Source organism: Eggerthella hominis, assembly GCF_014287365.1.
Taxonomy (GTDB): domain Bacteria; phylum Actinomycetota; class Coriobacteriia; order Coriobacteriales; family Eggerthellaceae; genus Eggerthella; species Eggerthella guodeyinii.
The window spans coordinates 873,863-886,308 of record NZ_JACOOA010000001.1 but is presented as its reverse complement, the minus strand read 5'-3'; the positions used below and the strand labels follow the sequence as shown (position 1 = coordinate 886,308).

11 protein-coding genes are annotated in these 12,446 nt (G+C 68.9%); 7 read left to right on the top strand and 4 right to left on the bottom strand.

What is annotated here, in order from left to right; translation table 11 throughout:
• Window positions 1-9: 9 nt before the first annotated feature.
• Window positions 10-333: a heavy metal-binding domain-containing protein gene (locus H8S61_RS03890; protein ID WP_154332258.1), complete on the top strand. Its 324-nt coding sequence runs from the start codon at window positions 10-12 to the stop codon at window positions 331-333.
• A 13-nt stretch (window positions 334-346) separates the two neighbouring features.
• Complete coding sequence (locus H8S61_RS03885; RefSeq protein ID WP_186938001.1) at window positions 347-1,240, top strand: ion transporter; 894 nt, start codon at window positions 347-349, stop codon at window positions 1,238-1,240.
• Here H8S61_RS03885 and H8S61_RS03880 read toward each other — a convergent pair.
• Window positions 1,186-3,129: a sensor domain-containing diguanylate cyclase gene (locus tag H8S61_RS03880; protein ID WP_186938000.1), complete on the bottom strand. Its 1,944-nt coding sequence runs from the start codon at window positions 3,127-3,129 to the stop codon at window positions 1,186-1,188. The two genes, H8S61_RS03885 and H8S61_RS03880, sit on opposite strands and share 55 nt — an antisense overlap.
• Window positions 3,130-3,236: 107 nt before the next feature.
• Entirely contained in the window at window positions 3,237-4,187 is a 951-nt protein-coding gene (locus H8S61_RS03875; protein WP_160942222.1) for a patatin-like phospholipase family protein, read from the bottom strand.
• Window positions 4,188-4,471: 284 nt separating this feature from the next.
• On the opposite strand from H8S61_RS03875, the gene trxA reads away from it, so the two are divergent.
• Entirely contained in the window at window positions 4,472-4,780 is a 309-nt protein-coding gene (gene trxA / locus H8S61_RS03870) for a thioredoxin (RefSeq protein WP_101722793.1), read from the top strand.
• A gap of 90 nt (window positions 4,781-4,870) precedes the next feature.
• Here trxA and H8S61_RS03865 read toward each other — a convergent pair whose 3' ends face one another.
• A complete protein-coding gene (locus tag H8S61_RS03865; protein ID WP_186937999.1) occupies window positions 4,871-5,629 on the bottom strand; it encodes a MerR family transcriptional regulator in 759 nt (252 codons plus the stop codon).
• A 133-nt stretch (window positions 5,630-5,762) separates the two neighbouring features.
• Here H8S61_RS03865 and H8S61_RS03860 point away from each other — a divergent pair, with 133 nt between their 5' ends.
• Window positions 5,763-7,106 carry an MATE family efflux transporter gene (locus H8S61_RS03860; protein WP_160942224.1) on the top strand — a complete coding sequence of 448 codons (1,344 nt, stop codon included), beginning with the start codon at window positions 5,763-5,765 and terminating at the stop codon, window positions 7,104-7,106.
• A gap of 36 nt (window positions 7,107-7,142) precedes the next feature.
• Here H8S61_RS03860 and msrA read toward each other — a convergent pair whose 3' ends face one another.
• Window positions 7,143-8,384, bottom strand: a complete 1,242-nt coding sequence (gene msrA / locus H8S61_RS03855) for a peptide-methionine (S)-S-oxide reductase MsrA (protein ID WP_186937998.1) — start codon at window positions 8,382-8,384, stop codon at window positions 7,143-7,145.
• Between the two features lie 209 nt (window positions 8,385-8,593).
• Between msrA and trxB the strand changes: the two genes are divergently transcribed.
• From trxB to H8S61_RS03840, 3 genes are all read left to right on the top strand, one after another.
• On the top strand, window positions 8,594-9,568 hold the full coding sequence (gene trxB, locus H8S61_RS03850; RefSeq protein WP_160942226.1) for a thioredoxin-disulfide reductase: 975 nt from the start codon (window positions 8,594-8,596) through the stop codon (window positions 9,566-9,568).
• 135 nt (window positions 9,569-9,703) lie between these two features.
• Window positions 9,704-10,777: a peptide chain release factor 1 gene (prfA, locus tag H8S61_RS03845; protein ID WP_218958853.1), complete on the top strand. Its 1,074-nt coding sequence runs from the start codon at window positions 9,704-9,706 to the stop codon at window positions 10,775-10,777.
• 14 nt (window positions 10,778-10,791) lie between these two features.
• Window positions 10,792-11,787 (top strand): N5-glutamine methyltransferase family protein, encoded by a 996-nt coding sequence (locus tag H8S61_RS03840; RefSeq protein WP_186937997.1) that lies wholly within the window; start codon window positions 10,792-10,794, stop codon window positions 11,785-11,787.
• Window positions 11,788-12,446: the final 659 nt, after the last annotated feature.

Below are 12,446 nucleotides of genomic sequence, written 5' to 3'. Positions count from 1 at the left end.
GGAACGACCATGATCGTGACCACCACCCCGTCTGTCGAGGGCTACCGCATCACCGGCTACTACGGCGTCGTGTTCGGCGAAGTCATCACCGGCATCAACTTCCTGCGCGACTTCGGCGCGGGCATCCGCAACATCGTCGGCGGCCGCAGCGAAGGCTACGAGCACGAGCTTCTGCAGGCGCGCACCGAGGCGCTGCAGGAGCTCGAGCAGCGCGCGGCCTCCATGGGCGCGCACGCCGTGGTGGGCGTGGACATGGACTACGAGGTGCTCGGCCAGGGCAACATGCTCATGGTGACCGCCTCCGGCACCGCCGTCACGCTCGAGCAGGCGTAAGGGAACCGGTGCGATGAGCGCGACGAAGCGGGACGCCGGGAGCGCGTCGGGCGAGGGGAGGGCACCCCGGCGGGAGCCCTCGGCTTTCAAACGGCAGGCGTACTTCGCGCTCGAGGACGTGCGGCGCGGCAACGCCGTCGCGCGCTTCGTCGGCATCGCGCTGTTCGCGCTCATCGTGGCGAACGCGGTGCTCGTGTTCGCCGAGACGCGCCCCGGCATCCCCGCCGGGGTGTCGGCGGCCTTCCTCGTGTTCGGCCTCGCCTCCAGCGTGTGCTTCGCCCTGGAGTACGCGGCGCGCCTGTGGACGGCCGACCTCGTGCATCCCGACCTCGGCCCGGCGCGCGCCCGCGCGCGCTACGCGCTGTCGCCGATGGGGATCATCGACCTTCTGGCCTTCGCCCCCGGCCTGTTCGTGCTGTTCGTGCCCGTGTCGGCGTCCATGCTGAACGCGGCGCGCATCATCAGGCTCGTGCGCCTCATCAAGCTGTCGCGCTACATGCGCGGCCTGCACTCCATCGCGCGCGTGTTCCACAAGCGCCGCCAGGAGATCATCGCGGCGTTCATGGTGCTGGCCCTGCTCACCGTCACGGCCAGCGTGCTGATGTACGAGATCGAGCACCCGGTGCAGCCCGACAAGTTCGACAGCGTGTTCACGGGCATGTACTGGGCCATGACCACCATCACCTCGACGGGCTACGGCGACCTCGTGCCCCTCACGGCGGCGGGGCGCTTCGTCGGCTTCTGCACGATGCTGCTGTCCATCGGCGTGGTGGGCATCCCCGCGGGCATCTTCTCGGCCGGCTTCGTGTCGGAGTTCCGCGCGCAGGACGCGCACGACCGTCGGCGCGCGCGTCACGAGGACGCCGGCGCCTCCTCGGACGACGCTCCCGACGATCCCTCCTCGTAGAGGGCGAAGCGGTTCTTGCCGTCGGCCTTCGCGCGGTAGAGCGCCTGGTCGGCATGGCGGTAGAGCGTCTCGAAGTCGGTGCGCGCGCCCTGGCCGAACGCGACGCCCGCCGATGTCGACACCGTGCAGGGGCCCGCGTCGGTGAGGACGGTCATGCTCAGCGCCTTCACGAGCTCGCCGGCCTTCGCCGCCGCGGCCGCCTCGTCGGGCAAGGGAGCGAACGCCACGAACTCGTCGCCGCCGATCCGACCCACCACGTCGTAGGGCCTGAACTGCGCGCGCATCGCGGAGGCGAACCGTGCGAGCACCGCGTCGCCCGCGCCATGCCCGAGCCGGTCGTTCGCCCCCTTGAAATCGTCGATGTCGAGGATGAAGAACGCGAAGGACATGTCGGGCGCGTCGCTCAGGAGGTCGCTGATGTGGCTTTGCGTGGCCGCCTTGTTGAACAGGCCCGTGAGCGAGTCGCGCTGCATCTGCTCGAACATCGTCCGCTCGCGGCGCTTCTCGTCGTCGATGTTCTGGCGGTACACGAGCATGCGCACCGAGCCGTCCTCGTCCCACACGAACAGGTGGGCGTAGATGCGTATCCAGTGGTACGACGCGCCGTCTTCGGTCATCTTGAACTCGAAGGTGAGGTTCTCGACGCCGCGACGGTACGACTCGAGCACGGCTTCGGGCTTGAACGTATCGAGGTAGGCCTGGCGGTGCTCGAGCGCGATCTGCCGCTCGGCGACGACGGCGATCGCCTCGTCGAAGGGTACGTTCCTCGGCGCGCCGAGGCTTTCGAAGTACGCCTCGGTGGATTCGCTCGCCGCGCGGTTGTGCGTGACGTCGATCTCGTAGATGTCGTCGTAGAGCTGCTCGGCCGCTTCCTGGAAGATGGACCGGTGCTTCTGCTCGGTTGCGGCGGTCTGCTCGATGATCATCGTGTTGTAGCGGCGGAACACGCTCGTCGTGGCCGCGAGCACGAGCGCGATCACCGCGGCGATGACCAGCAGGGCCAGCGCGAACTGGCGGGCGATCTGGGCGTCGAGGGCCGAGGTGTCGTGGTCGACGACGAGGAACCAGTCGAGGTAGGGGACGTACTGCGCCACGAGGTAGCCCGACGACCCGGCCTCGTTGTACCACGTGCGGAACAGGTCGTCGTCGCGCACGAGCGACTCGTCCCGGAGCGCCTCGAGGCCGTCGGCTTCGAACAGGTCGACGGCGCCCTCGTCGCGCCCGTCGGTGGATACCTCGATCGTCCCCGCGCCGTCGACGAGGTAGGCCCTCGTCTCCGTCTGCTGCTCGTAGGAGGCGAACAGCGCGCGCAGATCGTCGATGCGGAAGCCCACGCCCACGATGCCGAGCGTGCCGCCGTCCTCGTCGAGGATGCGGCAGTTCACGAACACGGTGATCGCGTTGTCGGTGGCCTCGTCGTTGTCGACGTTGAGCGCGTACTCGTCCTCGCCGTCGAGGAACGCGTAGAACCAGTCGTTCTCGGGGTCGCCGGTCTCGAGGGTGCGGTTGACGCCGTTGTAATGGTAGTAGCGCGTGGTGGCGGCCGACGCGAGGAACACCGAGTCGTAGCCGTACTTGGCGCGATAGGCCTCGAGATAGCCGGTGAGCGACGCCTCGTAGGAGGGGTCGTCGAGGCGCTCGAGCTCGCCGTCGAGGTACTCCTTGAGCAGGCTGTCGTTCGCCATGGTGAGCGACACGTTGACCGGGCGGGTGAACTGGGCGTCGATCTCGCGCGCGATGCTCTCGGAGGTGAGCACCGACACCTGCTGGGCGTCCCGCTCGAAGGTCTCGCGGTTCGAGTGGTAGCTGATGTAGGACGTCAGCACGAAGCCAAGGACGATGATGAGGCAGATGAGGACGTTGGCGCGCCAAGTGATCCGCTTGCCCATGCCCGCACCTCCTCTCCGCTCCGTCGTACCCCTGAGAGAGTCAATTGTACGATGAGGCACGACCCGCCGCCCCCGTCGCGCGGGCGTTCAACCGACGGTTGAACCTGCTACGCTTCCAGGTACGCCTGGAGGCCGGGCCAGGTGCGGGCGGCCTCGGCGTAGCCCTGCTCGTAGAGCGCGAACAGCTTGTCGGCGTCCTTCTCCATGCTGCCCACGCACACCGGCTCGGGCGGCCTGATGAGGAACAGCTCGCCGGCGTCGTGCAGGCGCGGCAGCGCGCGGTAGGTGCGGTTGTAGTCGTAGTGGCGGTGCTGCAAACGCTCGATGTAGTGGGGGTACAGGGCGTAGCGCTGGCGCAGGATGGCCATGAGCTTGTTCGGCCCCTTCACGTAGTCGGCCGCCTGGGTGAGCACGACGATGTGCTTCTTGGCGCCCGTCAGCATCGAGTACACGATGGGCACGCTGTCGCAGGTGCCGCCGTCGAGCAGCAGCTTGCCGTCCACGTCCACGATCTGGCTGACGAGCGGCATGGACGACGAGGCGATGAGGTAGGGCAGGTCGGCCAGCGAGTCGGCGAAGGGATGGTAGTCGGCCTCGCCCGTGACGAGGTCGCTCGACACGGCGATCAGCTGCATGGGCGACTCGTCGAACCCGGCGTAGTCGAACGGCTCCAGGCGGTTGGGCACCTCGTCGAAGGCGAACTCGCGCCCGCACGCGTTGCCCGTGCGCACGAAGCTCTTCATGGACAGGTAGCGCCAGTCGTCGCAGTACTTCGTGTTGAGGTAGCACGTGCGCCCGTCCTCGCCGGCCACGTAGTTGTAGCCGCACAGCGCGCCCGCCGACACGCCGATGACGCGCTCGCAGAACAGCTTCTGATCCATGAAGAAGTCCAGCACGCCGGCCGTGAACTGGCCGCGCATGGCGCCGCCTTCCAGCACGAGGTTCGCTTGCACCGTGCCGTGGCCGCGCCAGGCGGGCGTGTGGGTGGGCCGCGCGGAGGAGGCGGCGGGCGCGGCGGAGGGGGCGGGGGAGGATGCGTGCTCGGTCGATGCGCTCATGCGGGGTTCCTTTCTATGCGTCGCCTCCGATTATATCGCAGCGGGCCCGCGCTTCGCGCGCTCGCGGGTGACCGTCGCGTAACGGGCTGCCCGTCTGTGGAGCAACGGTGGAGGAAACCGTCCCCGCCTGCCGTTTGCCGAGCGATTTTGTCGGGAATATCAAGATTTATGGTCTGAACCGTAACAATTTGATGCACAGTTGAGCAAACGCGTTTACAATACGAGGCGAACAAGAACTGCCGCGGGCACGTGAAGTGCGCGGCGCTTAAAAAGGAGGCTTTAACATGAGCGAGGTCGTTTCTTCTTCTGAATTCCAGTCCAAGGTGCTCGACGCCCAGGGACCCGTGCTCGTGGACTTCTTCGCCACGTGGTGCGGACCGTGCAAGATGCTCGCGCCCACGCTCGACGAGGTCGCAACCGAGACGGCCGGCAAGGCCGCCGTGTACAAGCTCGACATCGACCAGAGCCCCGACATCGCCCAGCGCTACGGCGTGATGAGCGTGCCGACGCTCATGGTGTTCGAGAACGGCCAGGTGAAGAACCAGGCCGTGGGCGTGCAGCCGAAGCAGAACATCCTGTCGATGATCGGCTAGCATCCGGGACCGGACCGCAGCGCCGCACCGAACGAACGGAACGCCCCGACCGCACGCGGCCGGGGCGTTCTTGCGTGCGGCCGGCACCGTTCAGCGCGTTCCCACGACCCACGCGCGGTGGTAGTCCCAGCGCCCCTCTTCGTCCGATGCCGTCAGCAGGTAGCTGCCTGCCACCGCGTACGGCTCGATGCCCTGGCGGGCCGCCTCGGCGAACAGCGCGCGGGCGTTGCTGCCCTCGGCCGTGGGCGACACCTTGAGCAGGCACTCCCGGCACGTCGCCTCGTCGTGCGCGCCCGTGCGCCGCCATAGCACGGCGCCGTCGCCCGCCTGCGCGTCCACCACCGACTCGCGCACCTCGTCCGGGTCGCTCGCGAAGACGAGCACGCCGTAGCGCCAGGGCTCCTCCACGAGCAGCTTCCAGGGCGCGGCGGCATCGTAGTCGATGGCGCTCAGGCTGGCGATGGCGGGGGCGCCGGGGCGCATGCCGGCGCGCTCGAGCTCGTCGGCGGCCGCGCCCAGCGCGCGCTGGCGGGCGAGGCGTTCGCGCGTGGCCTCGAGCTCGGCGATGCGGCGCTCCACGTCGTCCTCGGTGCGGGCGAGCGCCTCGTCGAGGCCGCGGGCCGACAGCGCCCGGTAGCCCCGCAGCTCCTTCACGGGCACGCCGAGCTCGCGGTAGAACGCGATCTCGCTCGCCTCGATGAGGTCGTGCAGCGAGTACTGGCGGTAACCGTTGGCCGCGCTGCGCCCCGCCTGCACGAGCCCCTCGCTTTCCCAGTAGCGCAGCGTGGAGGCGGCGATGCCCAGGTAGCGGGCCGCGTCCTTGATGTCGTAGAGGCGTGGCGTTCCCATGGGCGCGCTCCTTCGCGTTCGTCTGAAGATTCGGAGAATCCTGTGAAATGCGGGCTTTACCTTCAAGTAGCTTTAAGGTTTAGAGTACCATGCGGAAAAAATCTCAGCAAATCGCATAGCGGAGCGGCGCACCATGATTACCAAAGGCATGTTCAAAGAATATCTGAAGTACATCGTCCCGACGATGATCACGTTCACGCTGAGCGGCGTGTACAGCATCATCGACGGCGTGTTCGTGGGCCACGCGGTGGGCGACGCGGGCCTGGCCGGCATCAACGTGGCCTTCCCGCTCGTGGCGTTCATCATGGCCGTGGGCACGGGCATCGGCATGGGCGGCGGCGTGATCTCGTCCATCGCGCGCGGTGCGGGCAACGCCCCGAAAGCCCGGCGCGCCATGGGCACGACGCTCACGATGCTCGCGATCGCCGCCGTGCCCATCATGGCGCTGCTGCTCGCCTTCGCCGAGCCCATCTGCAGGTTGCTGGGCGGCCAGGGCGAGACGCTCGCGCAGGCCGTGGCGTACACGAGCGTCATCGCCTGGGGCGTGCCGTTCCAGATCCTCGTGACCGGCTGCACGCCGCTCATCCGCAACCAGGGGAACGTGGCCTACGCGATGGCCGTGCAGGTGTTCGCGGGCCTCATGAACGTGGCGCTCGACTACGTGTTCGTCATCCTGCTGGGCATGGGCACGGCGGGCGCGGCCGGCGCCACCGTCATCTCGCAGGCGTCGTCGTTCGTGCTGGTGCTGGGCTTCTTCCTCGCGAAGAGGAACCGCATCGCCTGGTCGGACCTGCGTCCCGACCGTCGCATCGCGCTCCATGCGCTGCGGCTGGGGCTCGCCCCGTTCGGCCTGACCATCCTGCCGGAGGCCACGGTGGTGGCCATCAACGTGAACCTGTCGATGTACGGCGGCGAGCAGGCGCTGGCGGCCTACGCGGTGGTGTCCTACACCGCCTGCGTCATCCAGATGCTCATCCAGGGCGTCGGCGACGGCTCGCAGCCGCTCATCAGCAAGCACTACGGGGCGGGCGACGCCGACGGCGTGCGCCGCTTCCGCAACACGAACTACCTGATCACCATCAGCCTGGGCGTGCTGGGGCTCGCGGCCATGTACCTGCTGCGCAACCAGGTGCCGCTGCTGTTCGGCGCGTCGGCCGAGACGGCGGGCCTCATCGCCTACGCGCTGCCCATCTTCTCCACGGCGTACGTGTTCTACGGGTTCACCCACGCGTCAACCTCGTACTTCTACGCGGTGGACGACGCGAAGGCGTCGAGCGCCATCGTGTACGGCGAGGCGCTGCTCGTCGTCCTCATCGTGTTCGGCGCGGCGCGCCTGTTCGGCCTCGACGGCATCTGGCTGTCGGTGACCGCCGTGCAGATGGTGCTGTCGGTGGCGGCCGGCACGCTGCTGCGCTACCGGCACCGGACGCGCCGGGCCGAGCCCGCGCTGGAGCCGGCGGCGGGCGAGGCGTGCTAGCGCGCACGCCGGGTTCCGCCGCGCCCCGCGTCGCGCTCAGCGCGCGTCGGCGAACTCCTGCTCGACGAGCGGTTTGAGGTAGCCGTAGCCCTCGGCGTCCATGCGGGAGTAGGGCACGAAGCGCAGGGCCGCGCTGTTGATGCAGTAGCGCAGGCCGCCCGCCTCGGCGGGGCCGTCGGTGAACACGTGGCCGAGGTGCGCGTCGCCCGCGCGGCTGCGGACCTCGGTGCGGTAGGTGCCGAGCGTGCGGTCGAGGTGCTCGGTGACCACCTCGCGCGCGATGGGGCGCGAGAACGCGGGCCAGCCGCATCCGGCGTCGAACTTGTCCGACGAGGCGAACAGCGGCTCGCCGCTGGTCACGTCCACGTAGATGCCCGGGTCGAACGTGCGGTCGTACGCGTTGCGGAACGGCGGCTCGGTGGCGTTCATACGCGTCACGCGGTACTGGTCGGCCGTCAGCGTGCGGCGCAGCTCGTCGTCGGAGGGGGCGGCGTAGCCGGCCTCGCGGATGCGGGCGTCCACGGCGGCGTCGCCGCCGGCCGGGGTGTCCGCGCCATCGCTTCCGCGGTGCGGGCGAACCGCGCGCTTCGACACCGACGGCGTGGGGATGTCCTCGCGCTCCACGGCGCGCGCGGTTGCGCCCTCGCCCGGCGCGAGCGGCTCGCACAGCCCGTCCACCTGGACGCACGGCCTCCCCTCGGCGAGGCCCATGCGCTCGGCGAACGCGTCGGCGTCGCGCAGGTTGATGTGGCAGTAGCCGTCCGGGTTCTTGTCGAGGTAGTTCTGGTGGTACTCCTCGGCGGGGTAGAATCCGTCGAGCGGCTCCACCTCGGTGACGATGGGGCTCGCGTAGCGCGCCTGCTGGCGCAGCAGCGACGCCTCGATGGCGGGCAGGTCGGCCTCGTCGGTCCAGTAGATGCCCGTGCGGTACTGCGTGCCGCGGTCGTTGCCCTGGCGGTCGAGCGTCGTGGGGTCGACGGCCTCGAAGAACGCGTCCAGCAGCACGTCGGTGGGCAGGACGCGCGGGTCGTAGGTCACGGCCACGGTCTCGGCGTGGCCCGTGTTCCAGCGGCACACGTCGTGGTAGCTGGGGTTCTCGGTCGAGCCGTTCGCGTACCCTGCCACGGTGCCGCGCACGCCCGGCAGGCGCTTCAAGTAGGCTTCGAGCCCCCAGAAGCAGCCTCCGGCCAGATACAGGGTGCGCATGGGCGCGGGATCGAGGGCTCCCTCGTCGGTCGAGGCGGCCTCGTCGGTGTGAGCGGTGTTCGCGTGATGCATTGCCCGGTCCTTTCGCTAGCGATCGCGTCCATGGTAGTGCGTGGGGCGCGGGCGCGGGGGCAGCTGCGCGAATCCGTCACGCACGCGTTGCCGGCCCCCGGCCATTCCTGCTCTTTTAGCGCATATTGGTGCCAAGTTTGTGACATTTAAGCGACGTACCTTATACTGGCCCTCAGAAAACGCGAACATCGGCAAACCAGGAGGCATGCATGACCGAGGAAACCGTGAGCAACGAAACGTCCGCCGCGTGCAAGACGGCGACGACCGACGACGTCATCGACGTCGCCGTCATCGGGGCCGGCCCGGCCGGACTCACGGCGGGGCTGTACGCCGCGCGCGCCGGCCTGCACGCGGTGCTGTTCGAGCGCATCGCGCCGGGCGGCCAGCTGGCCCAGACCGAGCACATGGAGAACTACCCGGGCTTTCCCGAGGGCGCCAACGGCTTCGAGCTGGCCTTCGCCATGAAGCAGCAGGCCGACCGCTTCGGCGTGAGCAACGTGGGCGAAGAGGTGGTGTCGGTGGACTTCACCCAGAACCCGAAGGTGCTGAGGACGGCGTTCAACGAGTACCGCGCCAAGAGCGTGATCATCGCCACGGGCGCGCGCCCGCGCAAGCTGGGGCTCGAGCTCGAGGAGGACCTGCAGGGCCGCGGCGTGTCGTACTGCGCCACGTGCGACGGCAACTTCTTCCGCGACAAGGAGGTCATGGTGGTGGGCGGCGGCAACACGGCCGCGGGCGACGCCATCTACCTGTCGCGCATCTGCAAGAAGGTGTACCTCGTGCACCGCCGCGACAAGCTGCGCGCCACCGCCATCTACCACAAGCGCCTCGAGGACCTGCCGAACGTCGAGTTCGTCTGGAACGCGGTGCCCCGCAAGCTCGTGGCCGACGAGGGCAAGCTGGCCGGCGTGCGCCTCGAGATGCTCGAGACGGGCGAGGAGCGCGACCTGCCCGTGGACGGCCTGTTCGTGGCCGTGGGCACCGAGCCGAACACCGAGTTTCTGGGCGGCGCGCTGCAGCTCGACGAGACGGGCTACATCGTGGCCGACGAGTCGTGCACGACCGAGGTGCCCGGCGTGTTCGCGGCCGGCGACGTGCGCACGAAGTTCCTGCACCAGGTGGTGACCGCCGTGTCCGACGGCGCCGTCTGCTCCGAGGAGGCCGCCGAGTTCCTGGCGATCTAGCAAGGGGTGCGCAACGCCTGACGATCTGCTATCATAAACCGGTTACAGCACGAGCGCCCGCTCCGCATGCTTGGGGCGGGCGCTCTCCGCGCGCGGGGGCGCGCTCGGGAACCACGTCACGAAGGACAGCACAGGATGCAAGATACCGATATGCGCGAGAAGCTGCTCAAGATCATCGAAGCCTACGAGGACGTGCAGGCGAAGATGGGCGATCCGGCCGTTCTCGCCGATCAGAAGGAATACAACCGCCTGGCCAAGGAATACGCCAACCAGGGCCCGCTCGCCAAGAAGGCGCGCGAGTACGTGCAGGCGGCCGACGACCTGGCCGCGGCGCGCGAGATGCTGGCCGACTCCGACATGCGCGAGTTCGCCCAGGAGGAGATCGCCGAGATCGAGGGGCAGCTGCCGGCGCTCGAAGAGGACATCAAGTTCATGCTCATCCCGGCCGACCCGGCCGACGACAAGGACATCATCGTGGAGATCCGCGCGGCCGCCGGCGGCGACGAGGCGGCCCTCTTCGCGGGCGACCTGTACAAGATGTACGAGCGGTTCGCGGCGGCGCAGGGTTGGAAGACCGAGACGATGGACATGTCGGCATCCGAGGCCGGCGGCTTCAAGGAAGTCCAGTTCAAGGTCAAGGGCGATCACGTGTACTCGGTCATGAAGTTCGAGAGCGGCGTGCATCGCGTGCAGCGCGTCCCGAAGACCGAGAGCCAGGGCCGCATCCACACGTCCACGGCGACGGTGGCCGTGCTGCCCGAAGCCGACGAGGTGGAGATCGACATCAACGACAACGACCTGCGCATCGACGTGTACCGCGCCGGCGGCCCGGGCGGCCAGTGCGTGAACACCACCGACTCGGCCGTGCGCATCACGCACCTGCCGAGCGGGCTAGTGGTGCAGTCGCAGGACCAGAAGTCGCAGCTGCAGAACAAGATCGCGGCCATGGCCGTGCTGCGCGCGCGCCTGTACGAGAAGATGCTGGCCGAACAGCAGGCCGCCGAGGGCGCCAAGCGCCTCGCGCAGATCGGCTCGGGCGACCGCAGCGAGAAGATCCGCACGTACAACGGCCCGCAGGACCGCGTGACCGACCACCGCATCGGCTTCAACGGCACGTACAACGGCGTGCTGCTGGGCGACGGCCTGGGCGACGTGATCACCGCGTTGCAGGCCGCCGACCGCGCGCAGAAGCTCGAGCAGGCCGTCTAGCCGGCGAACCGCACGTGGCGAACGACATCTGGACCATTCAGGCCGCCCTCGATTGGACGGTGGGCTACCTCGAGCGCAAGGGCGACGAGAACCCGCGGCTGTCCGCGCAGTGGCTGCTGTCCGAGGCCACCGGCCTGCGGCGCATCGAGCTGTACGCGAACTTCGAGCAGCCTTTGTCGATGGAGGAGCGCGACGTGCTGCGCGCCTACGTCACGCGCCGCGGCAAGGGCGAGCCGCTGCAGTACATCACCGGCGAGGTGGGCTTCCGGCACATCACCGTGCAGGTGCGCCCCGGCGTGCTCATTCCGCGCCCCGAGACCGAGGTCCTCGTCAGCGAGGCGTTGGCCCTGCTGCCCGCCGCGCCGAAGCGGGTGGCCGCCGACTCCCTGCGTCCGGACGGCGACTTTGGGGAGCAGGGCGCCGCGCAGACGGCCGACGGGGACGCTTTCCCGGGCGAACCCGGGCCCGAGCCCGCCGAGCCCCCCGAGCTCCTCGTGGCCGACCTCTGCACCGGGTCCGGCTGCATCGCCTGCTCCGTGGCCTACGAGCACCCGCTCGCGCGTGTGGTGGCCACCGACATCGCCCCCGAAGCCGTCGCGCTCGCGCGCGACAACGTCGCGGCGCTCGAGCTGTCCGGGCGCGTCGACGTGTTCGCGTGCGATCTGGGGGAGGGCATCGACGACGCGCTCCTGGGCGCGTTCGACCTCGTCGTGTCCAACCCGCCGTACGTGCCCACGGCCGTCATGGACGGCATCCCGCGCGAGGTGGCCGCGTTCGAGCCTGCGCTCGCGCTCGACGGTGGCGCCGACGGCCTCGACGTGCTGCGCCGTCTGCTGCCGTTCTGCCGACGCGCCCTCAAGGAGGGCGGCGGCTTCGCCTTCGAGCTGCACGAGACGTGCCTGGACGAGGCCGCCCGCCTCGCCGGGGACGCCGGCTTCGCCGACGTGCGCATCGTCTCCGACCTCGCCCAACGCCCCCGCGTCCTCACGGGGCGCAAGCCGCTCGCGTAGCCGGCGGGCCGCTCGCGGCTTCGTTGGCCGGCCGTGCGCGCGTTTCGGAACGGGAACGACGATTCGCGCCAACGGCGGCGCGGCGCGCGAATCGCCGAGTTCTAGCCAATTTTTTCGTTTTGCGTGCGCTCGAGGGGGCTTGTCGCCCCGCAGCGCCCGAACGCGCATCGCGCGACCTGCGGAAACGCAAAAACCGCTCTCGGGGATCGGCGTCCAAGGGCGCTTCGAAGCGCCGAATCGCACACAAAACGAAAAAATCGGTTAGCATGCGCGAATTCCGCTGTCAAACCGCCGTTGACATCCCGCAGACCAACCCGCCGTCATCCTGAGCGGAGCGACCGCAGGGAGCGCGCTCCGCTCGCTCAGGACGACAACCTGCCCGCCCATAGGATGGCGGCTTGCCCAGGTGCACGTCAACGGCGGTTTAACAGCGAAATCTCCGAGTTCCATGCAATTTTTTCGTTTTGCGACCGCCGAGGAGCTCCGTTGGGCGGCACGCCATGCAAGCGGTTCTTGCAACCCCAGATCATGACGCTGCCCGGCGCGCGATCGAGCCCCGAACGTTCGCAAAACGAAATAATTGCTTGCTGCGAGCTGATTCGCGTGCCGCAGGAGCGCTCCCTACGAGTCCCAGCCCCCGGCGGGCCTTCGACGCGCCC

Excerpts from the sequence above, each read along its gene's own strand:
- H8S61_RS03890 (WP_154332258.1), top strand. The coding sequence starts at position 10 with ATGATCGTGACCACCACCCCGTCTGTCGAGGGCTACCGCATCACCGGC.
- H8S61_RS03885 (WP_186938001.1), top strand. The coding sequence starts at position 347 with ATGAGCGCGACGAAGCGGGACGCCGGGAGCGCGTCGGGCGAGGGGAGG.
- H8S61_RS03880 (WP_186938000.1), bottom strand. The coding sequence starts at position 3,129 with ATGGGCAAGCGGATCACTTGGCGCGCCAACGTCCTCATCTGCCTCATC.
- H8S61_RS03875 (WP_160942222.1), bottom strand. The coding sequence starts at position 4,187 with ATGAGCGCATCGACCGAGCACGCATCCTCCCCCGCCCCCTCCGCCGCG.
- trxA (WP_101722793.1), top strand. The coding sequence starts at position 4,472 with ATGAGCGAGGTCGTTTCTTCTTCTGAATTCCAGTCCAAGGTGCTCGAC.
- H8S61_RS03865 (WP_186937999.1), bottom strand. The coding sequence starts at position 5,629 with ATGGGAACGCCACGCCTCTACGACATCAAGGACGCGGCCCGCTACCTG.
- H8S61_RS03860 (WP_160942224.1), top strand. The coding sequence starts at position 5,763 with ATGATTACCAAAGGCATGTTCAAAGAATATCTGAAGTACATCGTCCCG.
- msrA (WP_186937998.1), bottom strand. The coding sequence starts at position 8,384 with ATGCATCACGCGAACACCGCTCACACCGACGAGGCCGCCTCGACCGAC.
- trxB (WP_160942226.1), top strand. The coding sequence starts at position 8,594 with ATGACCGAGGAAACCGTGAGCAACGAAACGTCCGCCGCGTGCAAGACG.
- prfA (WP_218958853.1), top strand. The coding sequence starts at position 9,704 with ATGCAAGATACCGATATGCGCGAGAAGCTGCTCAAGATCATCGAAGCC.